The organism is Sphingobium phenoxybenzoativorans (assembly GCF_018286635.1).
Taxonomy (GTDB): Bacteria; Pseudomonadota; Alphaproteobacteria; order Sphingomonadales; family Sphingomonadaceae; genus Sphingobium; species Sphingobium phenoxybenzoativorans.
Map to the genome: position 1 here is coordinate 4812898 of NZ_CP073910.1, position 15861 is coordinate 4828758.

19 protein-coding genes are annotated in these 15861 nt (G+C 66.2%); 15 read left to right on the forward strand and 4 right to left on the reverse strand.

Annotated elements, in window-relative coordinates; translation table 11 throughout:
- Window positions 1-7 precede the first annotated feature (7 nt).
- Both KFK14_RS23830 and KFK14_RS23835 read left to right on the forward strand, forming a co-directional pair.
- On the forward strand, window positions 8-151 hold the full coding sequence (locus KFK14_RS23830) for a hypothetical protein (RefSeq protein ID WP_171905952.1): 144 nt from the start codon (window positions 8-10) through the stop codon (window positions 149-151).
- A 28-nt stretch (window positions 152-179) separates the two neighbouring features.
- A complete protein-coding gene (locus KFK14_RS23835; protein ID WP_212609410.1) occupies window positions 180-1337 on the forward strand; it encodes an aminotransferase in 1158 nt (385 codons plus the stop codon).
- Between the two features lie 18 nt (window positions 1338-1355).
- Here KFK14_RS23835 and KFK14_RS23840 read toward each other — a convergent pair whose 3' ends face one another.
- Window positions 1356-2588, reverse strand: a complete 1233-nt coding sequence (locus KFK14_RS23840; RefSeq protein WP_212609411.1) for a dicarboxylate/amino acid:cation symporter — start codon at window positions 2586-2588, stop codon at window positions 1356-1358.
- 107 nt (window positions 2589-2695) lie between these two features.
- On the reverse strand, window positions 2696-3715 hold the full coding sequence (locus KFK14_RS23845) for a LacI family DNA-binding transcriptional regulator (RefSeq protein WP_212609412.1): 1020 nt from the start codon (window positions 3713-3715) through the stop codon (window positions 2696-2698).
- Window positions 3716-3843: 128 nt separating this feature from the next.
- Here KFK14_RS23845 and KFK14_RS23850 point away from each other — a divergent pair, with 128 nt between their 5' ends.
- The 9 genes from KFK14_RS23850 (at window position 3844) to KFK14_RS23890 (ending at window position 9840) form a co-directional block, all read left to right on the forward strand.
- Window positions 3844-4494, forward strand: a complete 651-nt coding sequence (locus KFK14_RS23850; protein WP_212609413.1) for a peptidase — start codon at window positions 3844-3846, stop codon at window positions 4492-4494.
- 20 nt (window positions 4495-4514) lie between these two features.
- Window positions 4515-5150 (forward strand): hypothetical protein, encoded by a 636-nt coding sequence (locus KFK14_RS23855; protein WP_212611283.1) that lies wholly within the window; start codon window positions 4515-4517, stop codon window positions 5148-5150.
- Window positions 5151-5286: 136 nt separating this feature from the next.
- Window positions 5287-6648: a S41 family peptidase gene (locus KFK14_RS23860; protein WP_212609414.1), complete on the forward strand. Its 1362-nt coding sequence runs from the start codon at window positions 5287-5289 to the stop codon at window positions 6646-6648.
- A gap of 114 nt (window positions 6649-6762) precedes the next feature.
- Window positions 6763-7245: a disulfide bond formation protein B gene (locus KFK14_RS23865; RefSeq protein WP_212609415.1), complete on the forward strand. Its 483-nt coding sequence runs from the start codon at window positions 6763-6765 to the stop codon at window positions 7243-7245.
- On the forward strand, window positions 7242-7787 hold the full coding sequence (locus KFK14_RS23870; RefSeq protein ID WP_212609416.1) for a demethoxyubiquinone hydroxylase family protein: 546 nt from the start codon (window positions 7242-7244) through the stop codon (window positions 7785-7787). The genes KFK14_RS23865 and KFK14_RS23870 overlap by 4 nt, the downstream gene beginning before the upstream one ends.
- 11 nt (window positions 7788-7798) lie before the next feature.
- Window positions 7799-8350: a hypothetical protein gene (locus tag KFK14_RS23875; RefSeq protein ID WP_212609417.1), complete on the forward strand. Its 552-nt coding sequence runs from the start codon at window positions 7799-7801 to the stop codon at window positions 8348-8350.
- 98 nt (window positions 8351-8448) lie between these two features.
- The gene (locus KFK14_RS23880; RefSeq protein WP_212609418.1) at window positions 8449-8835 is read left to right on the forward strand and encodes a hypothetical protein; all 387 of its coding nucleotides are present in this window, start codon (window positions 8449-8451) and stop codon (window positions 8833-8835) included.
- Window positions 8836-8942: 107 nt separating this feature from the next.
- Complete coding sequence (locus KFK14_RS23885) at window positions 8943-9296, forward strand: hypothetical protein (protein WP_070158158.1); 354 nt, start codon at window positions 8943-8945, stop codon at window positions 9294-9296.
- A gap of 82 nt (window positions 9297-9378) precedes the next feature.
- Window positions 9379-9840 (forward strand): hemerythrin domain-containing protein, encoded by a 462-nt coding sequence (locus KFK14_RS23890; RefSeq protein ID WP_070158159.1) that lies wholly within the window; start codon window positions 9379-9381, stop codon window positions 9838-9840.
- A gap of 107 nt (window positions 9841-9947) precedes the next feature.
- Here KFK14_RS23890 and KFK14_RS23895 read toward each other — a convergent pair whose 3' ends face one another.
- A complete protein-coding gene (locus tag KFK14_RS23895) occupies window positions 9948-11213 on the reverse strand; it encodes a glutamate-5-semialdehyde dehydrogenase (RefSeq protein WP_212609419.1) in 1266 nt (421 codons plus the stop codon).
- A gap of 84 nt (window positions 11214-11297) precedes the next feature.
- Between KFK14_RS23895 and KFK14_RS23900 the strand changes: the two genes are divergently transcribed.
- Both KFK14_RS23900 and KFK14_RS23905 read left to right on the forward strand, forming a co-directional pair.
- The gene (locus KFK14_RS23900; RefSeq protein WP_212609420.1) at window positions 11298-12476 is read left to right on the forward strand and encodes a DUF3667 domain-containing protein; all 1179 of its coding nucleotides are present in this window, start codon (window positions 11298-11300) and stop codon (window positions 12474-12476) included.
- A gap of 376 nt (window positions 12477-12852) precedes the next feature.
- The gene (locus tag KFK14_RS23905; protein WP_212609421.1) at window positions 12853-13929 is read left to right on the forward strand and encodes a hypothetical protein; all 1077 of its coding nucleotides are present in this window, start codon (window positions 12853-12855) and stop codon (window positions 13927-13929) included.
- Window positions 13930-14031: 102 nt separating this feature from the next.
- On the opposite strand, the gene KFK14_RS23910 is transcribed toward KFK14_RS23905, so the two are convergent.
- Window positions 14032-14205: a hypothetical protein gene (locus tag KFK14_RS23910; RefSeq protein WP_171905875.1), complete on the reverse strand. Its 174-nt coding sequence runs from the start codon at window positions 14203-14205 to the stop codon at window positions 14032-14034.
- Window positions 14206-14391: 186 nt separating this feature from the next.
- Here KFK14_RS23910 and mutM point away from each other — a divergent pair, with 186 nt between their 5' ends.
- Both mutM and rpsT read left to right on the forward strand, forming a co-directional pair.
- Complete coding sequence (mutM, locus tag KFK14_RS23915; protein WP_212609422.1) at window positions 14392-15204, forward strand: bifunctional DNA-formamidopyrimidine glycosylase/DNA-(apurinic or apyrimidinic site) lyase; 813 nt, start codon at window positions 14392-14394, stop codon at window positions 15202-15204.
- Between the two features lie 164 nt (window positions 15205-15368).
- Window positions 15369-15632, forward strand: a complete 264-nt coding sequence (gene rpsT / locus KFK14_RS23920; protein ID WP_070156865.1) for a 30S ribosomal protein S20 — start codon at window positions 15369-15371, stop codon at window positions 15630-15632.
- Window positions 15633-15861: the final 229 nt, after the last annotated feature.

Below are 15861 nucleotides of genomic sequence, written 5' to 3' on the forward strand. Positions count from 1 at the left end.
GAAAACGATGACCATTCGCAGAAAAATCCGGCGTCAGCGGCCCGATACCCTACGCATTCCCCTCCCGCACCCTTCCTGGTCGCGATCGCCGCAGATGCAGGCGGGCGAAACGATCCGGCCGGACGATTTCTGGGCGCGGCTGGGCCTGTAAACCGGCGCGTAACCGGGGCGGTGGGGTCATGAACCCCACCTATGCCAAAATGGGCACGACGATCTTTGAGAAGATGTCGGCCCTCGCGCGCGAAACCGGGGCGATCAATCTGGGCCAGGGGTTTCCCGAACATGCGGGACCGCCGGACATGCTGCAGGCGGCTGCCAGCGCCCTTGTCGAACGGTCCAGCCAATATCCGCCGATGGCCGGATTGCCCGAACTGCGCCGCGCGGTGGCCGACCATTATGCGCGGCATCAGTCGATCGACCTCTCGCCGGAGGAAGTGATCGTCACGTCCGGCGCGACGGAGGCGATTGCGGCAGCGCTGCTCGCCCTGGTTTCTCCGGGCGACGAAGTGGTGCTGATCCAGCCGCTTTACGACGCCTATCTGCCGATGGTGGAGCGTGCGGGCGGGGTTGCGCGGCTGGTGACTCTGGAGCCGCCGCACTGGCGCATCACGGCCGAAGCGCTGGAGGCGGCGATCACGCCCCGCACGCGCCTGCTTGTCCTCAACTCCCCGCTCAATCCCACCGGCACGATGGCGAGCGAGGCGGAATTGCGGATCGTCGCCAATGCCTGCGTCGCCCATGATCTTGTCGCCCTATGCGATGAGGTGTGGGAGCATGTGACCTTTGACGGCAACCGCCATGTTCCGCTGATCAGCCTGCCCGGCATGCGGGAACGCACGGTGAAGATCGGATCGGCAGGCAAGATCTTTTCGGTGACGGGATGGAAAGTCGGCTGGATGTGCGCCGCGCCGCCGCTGGCGACCGCGCTCGCCCGCGCGCATCAGTTCCTGACCTTCACCACGCCGCCCAATCTGCAATGGGCGGTCGCGGAGGGGCTGGGCAGGGATCGCGAATGGTTCGATGCGATGCGCGCAGACTATCAGCGTTCGCGCGACCGCCTGTCGGCCGGATTATCGGCTGCGGGCTATGCCATGCTGCCGAGCGCCGCCACCTGGTTCATTTCCGCCGACCTGGCGGCGTCGGGCATCGCGCTGGACGACGTGACCTTTTGTGAGCGGATCGTGCCGGAGGCCGGTGTCGTCGCGATCCCGGTGTCCAGCTTCTACGCCGAAAGGCCGGTCACGCATGTCGTCCGCTTCTGCTTCTGCAAGTCGGACGCCACGCTGGACGCCGGGATAGAGCGCCTCGCCAGGTTCCGCGACACGCTGGCGGCATAGCGGCGGATTTCGTGAAACCTAGGCCCCGCCGGGCGTTCGCTCATCGATGATGCGCGTGACCGCAAGGTCCGCCGTGACATTGCCGACCGTGCGGAAGATATCGGGCACGGTTTCCACGGCGAGCAGCAGCGGCAGCGCCTCCACCGGCACGCCCATTGCGAGGCAGATGGGGCCGGTGGTGGTGAAGAAGGTGATCTGGCTGGGCAGGCCGACGGCCGCGAGGCTGACGATCGCCGCCACGCACACCCCGATGATGAGCTGCGCCGGTCCAAGCGCGACCCCGTGCAAGGCCGCGACATAGAGGGCCACGCCCAGATTGGCGGGAGGGCTGGTGATTCGGAACAGCGATATGGCGAGCGGCAGGACGATGCTGCGCACTTCGGGGCGGACCTCCAGGTCGCGGTCGCTCGCCGCGATCATCGCGGGCAGCGAGGCGATGGACGACTGCGTGCTGAAGGCGATGGCCTGCGGCGGCAACACGGCGCGAATAAACCTCATCGGCGCGACGCGGCCCAACAGGATGGCAAGCGGATAGACCAGCGCCGTGATCGCCAGGCAGATGACCACGATGAACAGGATATAGTGGAGCAGCGCTCCGGCGGTCGCCAGGCCGGACTGGTTGCTGGCGACCAGCCCCAATGCGAACACGCCGATGGGCGCGACGCGCAGGACCCAGCCGACCAGCACCAGCAGCGCCTCCACCATCGCGTCGAGAAAGCCGAGCAGCCGCGCGCGCGCATCCGGCGCGATCCGGGTGACGGCGAAACCGAAGAACAGCGCGAACAGCACGACCGCAACCACCTGCCCATCCGCCGCAGAGCGCAGGGGATTGACCGGGATGAACCCCACAAGCCAATCCGCAGAGGGGCGAACCCCCTCCACCTCCGCCACATCGCCATGCCCGGCAATGGCCGTCACTGCGCCGTCGGGCACGGGCCACCAGGCCAGCAGCGCCTCCCCCAAGATGGCCGCCACCGCCGCCGCGCCGAGCAAAGCGATAGCGAAACTGACAATCGCGCGCGCGGCGACGCCTCCGGTCGCGGCAGACACGGTGGCGGACGCGATGCCCGTCACCAGCAGGCCGAAGATCAGCGGGATCAACGGCATCTGCAGCCCGTTGAGCCACGCCTTGCCGACCGGCCGGGCGATCGCCACCACCTGCGCCCCGCCATCCCCCGCCCAGGCGGACAGGGCCAGTCCCGCGACAAGACCGGCGACAAGAGCGATGAGAATGCGGACTGTAAGCGACATGCACCGTTCCCCCCGGCCGCGGATTAAGGCGGAGATTGCGGCGACTTGTCCAGAACTGTTTTGTTGCAGCGCGATATGGCGGGCGGCCGTCGCGATTCTACGCGATTCTAATTGTCCTGCAGCGTCCTTGCGCATGTCGATCCGCGCTGGATCAGCTCGAAATCGAACGTCATCGTCGCGTCCCTGCCAGTCTCCAGCCGGTCGAGCAGAAGCCGCGCGGCGCCATAGGCGAGCGCCTGCACCGGCTGACGAATGGTCGTCAGCGGCGGCCAGATCATCTGCGCGATCTGATTGTCGTCGAAACCCATGATCGACAGGTCGGCCGGGACATCGATTCCCGCCTCATGCGCATAGGCCAATACCCCTGCCGCCATGTCGTCATTGCTGGCGAAGATCGCAGACGGGCGGTCCTCCCGCTCCAGCAGTTCCGCCGCCGCCTCCCGCCCGGAGGCGAAGGTGAAAGCGCCCTGCGCCGTCAGCGCCTCGTCAAAGGCAAGCCCCGCCCGCTCCAAGGCGCGGCGATATCCTTCAAACCGCTGGCTGGCGGCGCCATGATCCGGATGCCCGCGCACAAAGCCGATCGCGCGATGACCAAGGGATATGAGGTGCGCCGTCGCCTCCTCCGCCGCCGACATGTCGTCCATCAGCGTGAAGCCCGCCCGCTCCAGCGCCACCGTCGGCGCGATGCGGACAAACGGCACCCGCCGGGCGTCCAGCGCTTCGAGCAGGGGGCAGCAATCCGTCAGCGGCGGCGACAGGATCAGGCCCTCGACATGCATGTCGTCGATCAGGGCGATGATCTCCCCCACCATGGTCGGCGCATGAACGCTGAACGCCTGCGTCATCAGGCGAAATCCCGACGCATCGCACAATTGCCGCGCGCCATCATGCATCGCCTGGAAATAGGCGGCGCTGGGATTGTCGTAGAGCAGGGCGATCTGAAACGACCGGCTGCCCTTCAGGCTGCGCGCGATCTGGCTGGGCCGGTAGTTGAGGGACAGGATCGCCTGTTCCACCATCGCCTGCTTTGCCGCGCTGACATGCGGTTCCCGGTTGAGGACGCGGGACGCGGTCTTGATCGACACCCCGGCAACGCGAGCGACGTCTGCAATGGTGGCGCGGGGCATGCGAGTGGGCGATCCGGAATTTGCGTTTGCTATATCTCCCTAATGCCTTGGCGCATCGCCGTTCACAACCAATTCAATTCCGGCGCGTTAGGCTCTCACGCAGATCATGACTTTTGAGGAGACGGATCATGGCTCCTGTCGCGAAAACGAGGAAAAGGATCGCCTTGCTGGCGGCCGGTCTTGCCGGTTTGCTGACACTGGGCGGATGCGCCACCGACGGTTACGGCTATGGCGGCATTGACGCCGGATATGGCCGCTATGCCTATAATGACGGCTTTTACGACCCCTATTATGGCCCCGGCTATTATGGCGGCGGATATGGCGGCTGGTACAATAACTTCTATTATCCGGGCGGCGGATATTATGTCTATGACCGCCGCGGCGCGCGGCATCGCTGGACGGACCAGCAGCGCCGCTATTGGGAACAGCGCAGGCAGGCGCGCCGGGACGACAATCGTGGCGGCAATGGCTGGCAACCGGGCAACCGCGATCGCGGGCCGGGCTGGCATGACGGCAACCGGCCGCAGGGACGGCCCGATGGCTGGCGCGGCGACGGAAGGCCGAACGACGGGCGGCAGTGGCAGCGCCGCGCGGAATCCCCCCAGGCAAATTCGCAACCGGGCCGTGGCGTCGAATCGCGCGGTTTCCGCAATGGGCCGCGGGGCAATGATGCGTCCTCCGGCGGTATGCGCCAGCGAGGGAGTCAGGCACGGCCCATGACGGCGACACCCGGCCCTTCACCCCGCATGCGCGGCGGCAGGAGGGGAGCGACGCCTTGATCCGCGCGTCTACCGGGATGATGCGGGGCAGGTGGAAATATGGCGTTGCATTGGCGGCAGCGCTGATGGTGACGGCGTGCAACTCCACCGAGCGCACCGTGCTGGACGAAACCGCCAACGGCCTGGCCGATAACGCCGCCGGTCAGAGGGACATCGACCGCAGCGTGAAGGCGGAGGCGCAGGCGATCATGGCGCCGCTTGCGCCGCCGGAACCGGGCACGCCCGGCGGCCTGCCCGATGAACCCGTCCCCCTGACCGAAGGCACGATCGACCCGGAAAGCCCGCAGGGCGCGGCGCAACTGGTTCAGGGCTATTATGGTCTGCTGGAGGAAAAGCGCTTCGGCGACGCGCAGAAATTGTGGGGCGAGGGCAGCGACTATGCCCGGCAGGACCCGGCGGCGTTCGCCCGCCGCTTCGCCGGGTTCAGCGAGATCCATGCGAATATCGGCGCCCCGGCGGACAGCGAAGGGGCGGCGGGATCGCTTTTCGTCACTGTGCCCGTGCAGGTCTATGCCCGGATCGCCGCCGACGGGAAACCCTGGTACGCGCTACGGTCCGTCACCCTGCGCCGGGTGAATGATGTTGACGGGTCGAGCCCGGCGCAACGGAGCTGGCATATCGAAAGCATCGGCCCGTTTCCGCCGCCAGCGCCCTGATCCGCCAACATCGCCGTCAGCGCCGCGGCAACTGGCGCTCATCGATCAGCCAAGCCCCTGGTCGAGCGCATGCTTGGCGTAACGGGGGGTTTGGGTCTATATTGTGGGAAATCATGTGTCAGGACTCATGTCGCCAATGAAATCCACCTTCCTGCGGAGCGCCACTGCGCTCGGCGCGCTTGCCCTTATTCCCGCCACCACCGCCGCGCTCGCCGAGGCGGAAGGGAGCAGCTACAAGGCGCTCGACGAATTTATGGACGTGTTCCAGAAAGTCCGCACCGATTATGTGGACAAGGTTGACGACGAGAAGCTGATCAAGGGCGCGATCGAGGGCATGCTGTCCAGCCTGGACCCGCATAGCAGCTTCCTTGACGCCCGCGACTTCGCCACGCTGCGCACCCAGACGGAGGGCAGCTATGGCGGCCTTGGCCTCTCGGTCACGATGGAGGACGGCGCGGTCAAGGTGATCGCGCCCACCGAGGATACGCCGGCATGGCGCGCGGGCATCAAGGCGGGCGACTATATCACCCATCTGGACGGCGAGCTGATCTATGGCGGCACGCTGGACGATGCGGTGGACAAGATGCGTGGCGCGGCGGGCACGCCGATCAAGCTGACCATCGTCCGCCCCGGCCGCGACAAGCCGATCGACCTGACCCTGACCCGCGAGATCATCGAGCTGAAGCCGGTGAAGTGGGAAGTGAAGAATAATATCGGCGTCATCAATATCGTCAGCTTCTCCGCCAACACCGGCGCGGACGTGCGGTCGGCGATCCGCAGCATCGACAAGTCGCTGGGCCACAAGCCGACCGGCTATGTCCTCGACCTGCGCTCCAACCCCGGCGGCCTGCTGGATGAGGCGGTATCGGTCAGCGACACCTTCCTGGAGCGCGGCGAGATCGTGTCGCAGCGCGGCCGCGCCAAGGGCGATGTCGAACGCTATTACGCCAAGCCCGGCGACGATGCGAAGGGCCTGCCGGTGATCGTCCTGGTCGACAGCGGTTCCGCATCGGCGTCGGAAATCGTTGCGGGCGCTCTGCAGGACCAGCATCGCGCGCTGGTGATGGGCGAACGCAGCTTCGGCAAGGGCAGCGTCCAGACGCTGCTGCCGCTGAGCAACACCACCGCCCTGCGCCTGACCACGGCGCGTTACTATACGCCGTCGAACCGGTCCGTGCAGGAAGGCGGGATCGAGCCGGATATCCTGGTGCCGCAGCTTTCCGACCCCGATTACAAGGAGCGTCCGCGCTTCCGTGAAAGCGATCTGCGCCGCCACCTGATCAATGAGGCGAAGGTCGACAACAAGACGCTGGAGGAGGACGGCAAGCCCGATCCCCGCTTCACCGCGACCGCCGAGGAATTGAAGAAGAAGGGCATTGACGACTTCCAGCTCGACTATGCGCTCAAGACCATCGCGCGTCTGGCGAGCAAGCCGGCGGCTATAGTGGCGCAGGCCGCGCCGCCGCCCGCCCCGCGCGCGAAACCGGCGACGAAGTAATTGCCCGGTACATCCTTCCGTCACCCCTGCGCAGGCGGGGGTCCCGCTTTTGCCGGACGTCGAGAAGATAGCGGGACACCTGCCCGCGCAGGGGTGACGGAGAGAGCGTAACGAATGACCAATCTCTCCCGCGCCCGCCTGATCGCTATCCTTGCGCCCACCTTCCTGCTCGGCGGGGCGCTGGTGTCGCAATATGTCTTTGGCCTGCACCCGTGCGAAATGTGCATGTGGCAGCGCTGGCCGCATCTGGGCGCGATCGTCCTGGCGCTGATCGCCATCGTGCTGCGCGGCAATCCCTCGGCCAGCAAGCTGTTCGCCGCCCTTGCCGCGCTGGCGATCCTTGGCAGCGGCGTCACCGGCTTCTTCCATGCGGGCGTCGAATATGGCTGGTGGCAGGGCCTGACCGCCTGTTCCACCGTGCCGGTCGGCGGCAGCACCGACGATGTGCTGGCCAGCATCATGAACACGCCGCTCACCCGGTGCGACGTTGCCCCCTGGTCGCTGTTCGGTATTTCGCTGGCCGGATATAACGGCCTCTTGTCGCTGGCGGCGGCGCTCGCCATCTTCGCCCTGTTGTCAAAAGCGAAGAAGGCATGACCGGCCAGCGCGATTTTCCCCGTCCGGGCCGCAAGCCCGACACCGCCGCCATGCTGCGCGTGGATCAGGCCGGGGAGTTTGGCGCGACCCGCATCTATGCCGGGCAACTCGCGGTATTGGGCGACCGCCACCCGTCCGCCCGCGCGATCGCGGGCATGGCGGCGCAGGAGGAACGGCATCGCGAACGGTTCGACGCGATGATCGCGGAACGCCGCGTCCGCCCGACCCTGCTGCAACCGGTATGGCACGCCGCCGGCTTCGCCTTGGGCGCAGTCACCGCCGCCCTGGGACCGGAGGCGGCGATGGCCTGCACCGCCGCAATCGAAACGGAAATCGAGCGCCACTATTCCGAACAACTTTCGGAACTTGGCGATAGCGACCCGGAACTCTCCGAGGCCATTGCGGATTTCATGGCTGAGGAAGTCGAGCATCGCGACGCCGCGCTCGCCGCCGGAGCCGAGGATGCGCCCGCCTACCCCTTGCTTTCCGGGGCGATCCGGCTGGGATGCCGCGCCGCCATCGCCCTATCGAAGCGCATTTGAGGACTGGACCTATGAAGATCGCTCTGCCCGCAGCACTTGCCCTTTGCATGGCGCTGACCGGCGCTCCGGCGCTGGCGCAGGAGGCCGATGCGGCGGCGGGGCCGCCGCCCGGCGGCGAGAAGGTCAATCTGGTCATCGTCTATGGCGACGACGCCTGCCCGGAAAGCAGCAGCGGCGACATCGTGGTCTGCGCCCGCAAGGAGGAACAGGAGCGCTACCGCATTCCCGAACCGCTGCGCGGCGACCCCAATGCCCCCGCCAAACAGGCATGGGGCGAGCGGGCCAAATCCATCGAATATGTCGGCAAGAGCGGCACGGAAAGCTGTTCCCCGGCGGGCAGCGGCGGCACCACCGGCTGCTTCAACAGGCTGGCGCAGATGGCGCGGGCGGAGCGCAAGCAGGCGGACAATGCAAGCTGGAACGACCTGGTCGCCGCAGAGCGCGAGAAGCGCCTCGCCAAGATCGACGCCGAATCCGAAGCCATCGAGCAGCGGGTGAAGGCGGAGGAAGCCGCCAAGGCGAAGGCGGATGCGGAGGCCGGGGCGACGCCAGCGCCGCAATGACGGGAAAGGGACGCCGGCGGCGTCCTGTGCGGGGGCGCATGCAGTATATACAGGGGCAAAGGCCCGCTTGAAATGAAGCGGCAAAAGGCAGGAATTTCATGAGCCGCTTCGCTATCGCATCCCTCCTTCTGGCGATTGGCCTGACCAGCGCCCCGGCGCAGGCGGAACCGCCGCAGAAAATCACGTCCCTGATCGTTTACGGCAACGACGCCTGCCCCAAGGGCGAGGGCGACGAAATCGTCGTATGCGCGCGCAAGCCGGAATCGGAACGCTACCGCATCCCCAAGAAATTGCGGGAGAAACCGGAGGTCGCCGGTGGCCCCGGATGGGGCAGCCAGGTCGCCAATATGGAGGATGTGTCCCGCCAGACGATCCCCGGAAGCTGCTCCGTCAATGGCAGCTACGGCTTTTCCGGCTGCACCGCCGCGATGCTGAAACAATGGTTCGCGGAGAAGCGCATGCAGGAGTCCGCCGGCGTCCCATGAAGCCCCGGAACGCCCGGATACTGGACATTTTCCCACACCAACCTGCAATTTCCTGTTGATCGCCGTTCATATTCGTGAAAGCTTTGCGGCAGACACGGGGAGTGAGCATGGCGTCGATGTTCAACCAGCGGACCGCCGGATCGGGGCGGAACTATATGAAGCGGATGAGCACCCACACGGCGGGCGCGCTTGTCGTGTTTGCCCTGCTCCAGATTTTCGTGGTCGCCAAGATGGGCGGCTCCCTTGTCCTTCACCTGGGCATCATCGTCGCCATTGGCGGCTTCGCCCTCGCCGCCCGCAGTCTTGAGCATCGCTGGACGGCGCTGGAGCGCAGCGGCCTGTCCGACGACGGCCTCGCCACGCGGTTCCGTGTGGACCTGCTGCAATTATGGGCCGCCAGCCTGCTTGCGCCGATGCTCTGGATTCCCGTCGCCATCGTCGGCAAGTTCGTCTTTGGTTGATCCCTGAGCGCAGCGGCGGGAGCCTTTCGCGCTACGCGTCGTTATCCCTTCTCACGCCCCCTTCCGGGCCAAGGAGGACTGCATGGCCGACGCCACCATTTTCGACCGCCTTAAACAGGATCATGACGCGCACCGCCAGTTGCTGGCGAAGCTGGACGACGCCGAGGGCGAGAAGGACCGGCGCGAGAAGCTGTTCAACCAGTTCAAGGTCGAGGTTACCGCCCATGCCGCGGCAGAGGAGGAAACCCTCTACGCCACCATGCTCGCGCGGCCCGACCTGCGCGAAGATGCGCAGCACAGCGTTTCCGAGCATAAGGAAATCGACGATTTCATCGAGGAGCTGGAGGAGCTGAGCTTCGGGTCCGCCAAATGGAACGAGACATTCGGAAAGCTCAAGAAGCGCTACCTCCACCATATTGAGGAGGAGGAAAAGGAGATGTTCCCCGACGCCGCCGAGGAGTTGACGGCGAAAGAGGAAGAAAAGCTGGCCGACAAATTCGCCGAGCGGAAGCCGGCGGAACTGGAGCGCGCGGCGGAAGGCTGAATTATGGTATGATCACCTGCGCCTGGCGATGTGTTCCCGTATAAAGCAAAACGCCTTCAATACATACCGTTCGGGCTATAAATTACATCGACGGCAGGCAGCCAAAATCAGGGCCGGATCTGACCCGTGCCCCGGACCAGCCATTTATAGGTGGTCAGCCCTTCCAGAGCCACCGGGCCGCGCGCATGGAGCCGCCCGGTGGAGATGCCGATCTCCGCGCCCAGGCCGAACTCCCCGCCATCGGCGAACTGGGTCGAGGCGTTCCACATCACGATGGCGCTGTCGACCGCGTTCAGGAACCGCTCGGCCACCGCCCCATCCTCGGTGATGATCGCGTCGGTGTGATGGCTGCCATGGGCGGCGATATGGGCGATCGCCTCCTCCACGCCATCGACGATCCGGGCGGAGATGACCGCCTCCAGATATTCCGTGTCCCAATCCTCGTCCGAAGCGGGCTTCACCTGCGCGTCGAGGGCGCGGACATCCTCATCGCCCCGCACTTCGCATTTCGCGCCGATCAAGGCCCCGATCAGCGCCGCGGGCTCCGGATAGGCGCGGTCGATCAGCAGCGTTTCGGTCGCGCCGCATACGCCGGTGCGCCGCATCTTGGCGTTGAAGATAATGGCCTGCGCCATTTTCGGGTCAGCCGCCCCATCGACATAGCTGTGGTTGATGCCGTCAAGATGCGCGAGGACGGGCACGCGCGCCTCCTCCTGCACCCGCGCCACCAGCGACTTGCCGCCGCGCGGCACGATCAGGTCGACCAGTCCAGCCGCCTTGAGCAGCGCGCCCACGGCCGCGCGGTCCGTGGTCGGCACCAGTTGCACGGCGTCGGCGGGAAGCCCCGCGGCGGCGATCCCCTCGATCATCGCGGCGTGGATGGCGCGGTTGCTCTCCCGCGCCTCGCTGCCGCCGCGCAGGATGACGGCATTGCCCGCGCGCAGGCACAGCGCCGCCGCATCCGCCGTCACATTGGGGCGGCTTTCATAGATGATGCCGATCACGCCCAGCGGCACCCGCACCCGTTGCAGCACCATGCCGTTGGGACGGACGCTCTCGCCGATCACGCTGCCCAGCGGATTGTCGAGACCCGCGACCGCCTCCACGCCATCGGCCGTCGCCGCGATCCGGCCCGCGTCCAGCCGCAGGCGGTCGAGCATGGCGGGCGACAGGCCGTTGGCCGCCGCATTTTCCATGTCGCGCGCATTGGCTGCCGCAATCTGCGCCGTCTGATCGCGCAGCGCCTGCGCCGCGAGACGCAGGGCGTTGGCCTTGTCCGCATCGCTGATCCCCGCCAGCAGGGCCGACGCCTTGCGCGCGCGCGCGCCCATGGTGGCGATCAGCATTTCAGGGGTCTGGGTCAGGTCATTCATGGATCAGGCTCTGCTCGGAACAATCGCGCGAGTCCCTAACACGAAACGCATTGCCATCCAAAGGGCGGCTGTTAGTTTCCGTACATGTCCGGGGAAATGGAAGCCGCTGGGGACGCGCTGACAGGGGGCCTTGCCGCCCATGCGGTCGATCGCGAGACCCATAAGGGAGGCGCGCATGGCGATCATGCGCATGACGGTCCCTGCCCAAATTGCGGCGCGGCGCTTGCCGGACCCTATTGCGCGCAATGCGGCCAGGCCGCGCATATCCACCGCAGCCTGCATTCCCTGGGCCATGACATATTGCATGGCGTGTTCCATTTTGAAGGCAGGATCTGGCGCACCCTACCGGAACTGGCGTTCCATCCCGGCCGCCTGACCCGCCGGTTCATTGACGGCGAGCGCGCCAAATTCGTGTCGCCCATGGCGCTGTTCCTGTTCACCGTATTCCTGATGTTCGCGGTGTTCGGCTTCACCGGCGGCGCCCTGCTCGGCAGTTCGCCCGAAGGCGTGACCGTGATGAAGGGCACGCCGCCGGTCGGCGACTGGCGTTCGGGCATCAAGGAAGAATATGGGCGCGCGGAAAAGGACATCGCCGCGTTGAAGGCGTCCCGCGCCGCGCCGGGCGTCAGCGTGGCGGACCGCGAGGCGCTGGACCGGAAGATAGAGCAGCGGATCGACGAACGCGACGCCATGGCGGGCCTCGCCACCGGAGACTGGGAGAAGGTCGCGGAACTGGGCAAGCGCAGCGAAGCGAAAAGGGCGGCCGATGCGCGCAAAGGCGACGGGGAAAGCGAGGGTGCCGGCGGGTTGAACAGCGGCGTGCCATGGCTGGACCGGGCCGTGAATGACGGGCTGAAAAAGGCGAACGATAATCCGCAGTTGCTGCTCTACAAGCTCAAGACCAGCGGATATAAATATAGCTGGGCGCTGATCCCGCTGAGCGTGCCGTTCCTGTGGCTGCTCTTCTTCTGGCGGCGCGACATCCACCTGTACGACCACGCCATTTTCGCCACCTATTCGATCAGCTTCATGATGCTGCTGGTCATCATGCTCTCGCTCGTGGCGATAGCGGGGGTCAGCGGCTGGTTATGGGGCATGGCGCTGCTGATCATTCCGCCCATCCATATGTATAAGCAATTGCGCGGCGCCTATGGCCTTTCCCGTGCCGGGGCGGCGGTGCGGCTGATCTTCCTGCTGAGCTTCGCCATCATTGTGCTGACCCTGTTCGGGCTGATGCTGCTCGCGATGGGCGTGCTCGATTGAGGGAACCCCGCCCGGCGCATGAACGCCAAATGAACAGATAAATTCGCAAAATCCTTTGCCGTGATAAAGTTCCCGAAAATAATTACTGTTCATTTTCATGAATAGTTAATGAACAGGGATAGTCATCATCATAGCAAAGACCGCTGCCGGAATAGCACGGTCAATATAATATTGACCCCGATTCATCCATCAGTCGATCCATCCGCACATTTCATCGCGATTCCTGAACGCAGCAAGCATCCCTTTCAGAAAAGCGGGCGTTGTTTCCGTTGCTATGACGAAACATCCAACCACAGCTCGCCCTGCCTTGGCCGCGATTGCCGCTGTCCTGGCTCTTGGTTCAACCCCGGTTCTGGCGCAGGAAGCGCAGCCGCAAATGGCCGCGCCGCCCACCGTTGCGCCGCCCACTGCCGCGCCGCCAGCGCCGGTAATGGAGCCGAGCGCCCCGACGCCGCCAGCAGCCGCCCTGCCGGCGACTCCCGAAGCCGTGGCTCCGGTCGCCCCGCAGAGTCAGGCTCCAGCACAGGCCCCGGCCGCGCAGGCTCCCGTGTTCAAGCCGCAGTCGCCGGTCGTGCAGCCGACCCCGCCGCGCCCGGTAATGGCCGCCCCTGCGCCGGAGGCCGAGGCAGCGCCCGCTCCGGCGGAGACTGAGGCCCCGGCGCAGACCGCCCGCCGCGAGCGTGCGACGGAACGCACCGCCGCGCCTGAAGCCACGGTTGCGCAGGCTCCGGCCGAGCGTGCGCCCGCTGACGCCACGCCTGCCGCTACGCCATCCACCGTTGCACCGCTTGCGACGACGGCAGCGCCCGCCCCGGTCGTGGACGCGCCGATCGCGACCCCGGCACAGACCGCCGATGCGAGCCTTACCGATTCGGGTATGAGCGATGAGGCGAAATTTGCGATGGGCGCTGGCGCCGTCGCCATCCTCGCCATCGGCGCGGCCTTCGCTATGCGCCGCCGCAAGGACCCGCTGGACGAGCCGGTGGCCGCCGATCCCTATGCGCCGGTCAGCGCCCCTGCGCCTGCCGCGCCAGTGCTGAGCGATGCGCCAGCGGTTACGGTGCGCCCGGCCCGCACGCCGGTTGCCGAGCCGGTCATGGCGACCGCGGGGGCGGTGGAGTCGCCCTATATTGCGCCCACCTATGCGGATGAGCCTGTGCGCCCGACTGCGGCGGCATCGACGGCGGCTCCGGCATCGTCGCTGGAGGCCATGGTCGCCGAGCAGCCGACGCAGGCCAATCCGTTCCTGACGCGCAAGAACCGCCTGCGCCGCGCAAACTTCCTGATGCACAAGGGCGAGGCGGCCCTTCGCCAGAGCCAGCCGGTCAGCGCCGAGCAGCCCATCGCCGCGCAGCAGGGCCAGACGGTGACGAAGGAAGTCCGCACCCAGCCGGTCTATGATTTCGGCAAGGCGTCCACGGGATGGAGGCGACTGACCCCCGCCACCACCTGATTACCGGCCCTTGCCGCCCCCTCCGGGGGATGGGTCCGCCATCCGCAAGGGTGGCGGACCTTTTTATGCGCCGTCCCTATGTCCGGCGGCTACGGCCTTGCTTCAGAAAAACATGCCCGACCGGTACCAGGCGCGCGACGCGAGGGTCCGTACGAGCTGGCACCGGCAATCGAGGCAATGGGTGCGGGTGACGCCGTCATCGTCGCATGTCCGGTGGATGTCCGGCCGGTGCCGCCCGCTGGCGCACAGCGCCGGTTTCGTCCTTGGTCTCGCCATATCGATACTTTCGCAGCGGCCCTTCCCCGGACAGGGGATCGGACGGCGACGTAACGGCGGGATGTCGCTTTGTAGCACGATTGTGGTCCGCGCGAGGGGGAGGGTCTGACAAAGCATTGGGTAAAGCGCTGGGCATTGGGGCAAAGCGCTGGCCTGACGGACGGACGACGCCTACATGGGCTTGCCATGCCTGAACTTCCCGAAGTCGAAACCACCGTCGCCGGATTGCGCAGCGTGCTGGACGGCGCGCGGCTGTCGCTGGTCGAGCCGCGCCGCGCCGACCTGCGCTGGCCGATCCCCATCGACCTGCGCCAGCGCATGACCGGCGCGCAGATCACCGGCCTGTCCCGCCGCGCCAAATATGGCCTGATCGCCACCGACCGGGGCGATACGATGATATTCCATCTCGGCATGTCGGGGCGATGGCGCGTGGACCCCGGAGAGATTGGCGCGCACGACCATCTGGTGCTGGAGACGGAAGCGGGGCGGCGACTCGCGCTTAACGATCCCCGGCGCTTCGGGTCGCTGGACCTGGTGCGGAGCGAGGCGCTCTCGCTCTACGATCCCTTCACCCGCATGGGGCCGGAGCCGCTCGGCCCGGATTTCACCGCCGCCTATCTGTTCCGCATATTGGCGGGGAAGGCCGCACCGATAAAGGCCGCCCTGCTGGACCAGCGAATCGTCGCAGGCCTGGGCAATATCTATGTGTGCGAGGCGCTGAACATGGCGGGCATCGCGCCGGGCAGCAAAAGCGGCGGCCTGTCCCGCCCGCGCCTCTCGCGGCTGGTGGATGCGATTCGCGAGGTGCTGGAAGCCGCGATCGCGGCGGGCGGGTCCACCCTGCGCGACTATGCCCGGCCCGACGGGGAATTGGGCTATTTTTCCAAGCAATGGCGGGTTTATGGGCGGGAAGGGCTTGTCTGCCCCTGCGGCGGCACGGTCAGCCGGCAGGTGGACAGCGGCCGCTCAACCTTCTTCTGCCCGAAATGCCAGCGATAGGGCGCAGGACGCATTAACCGGGCGGCAGGCGCGGAAAATCGCGCGAAACGGCTGCGCGCGGTTGACGGTCCCGCCGTTCCAAGCTAAGGGCCGCACCTTCATGAGCCGGGCGCATGGTTTGCGCGCTGCTCTATCCATGATTTTCGGTTTTTTTGAGGACAGGCATGGCAAATACGCCGCAAGCAAAGAAGCGCATCCGCCGCAACGCCCGGCGGGCAGAAATCAACGGCAGCCGCGTCAGCCGCATCCGTACCCTGGTGAAGAAGGTCGAACTGGCCCTCGACGCTGGCGACAAGGCCGCCGCCACCGCCGCGCTCGCTTCGGTGCAGCCGGAGCTGGCCCGTGGCGTCGCCCGCGGGGTGCTTCACAAGAACACCGCGTCGCGCAAGTTCAGCCGCCTCACCAAGCGCGTCGTCGCGCTGGGCTGATCCGCCGCACACCGATTTGAAAAGCCCGCCCGGCATCGTTCCGGGCGGGCTTTTTCTTTGTGCGCCTTCTGTTTCCCAATCTTTTCGCGACCAATTCGCGACCAATTCGGGACCAATGCAGGGCTGCGCGATGCAAAGCGACGCTTTTCCCACGATTCGCACGCGGCCATGGTTAACCGGAATTTAAAATCCTTTATTTTCAGATACTTATATTAAGTCCCTGCATTTG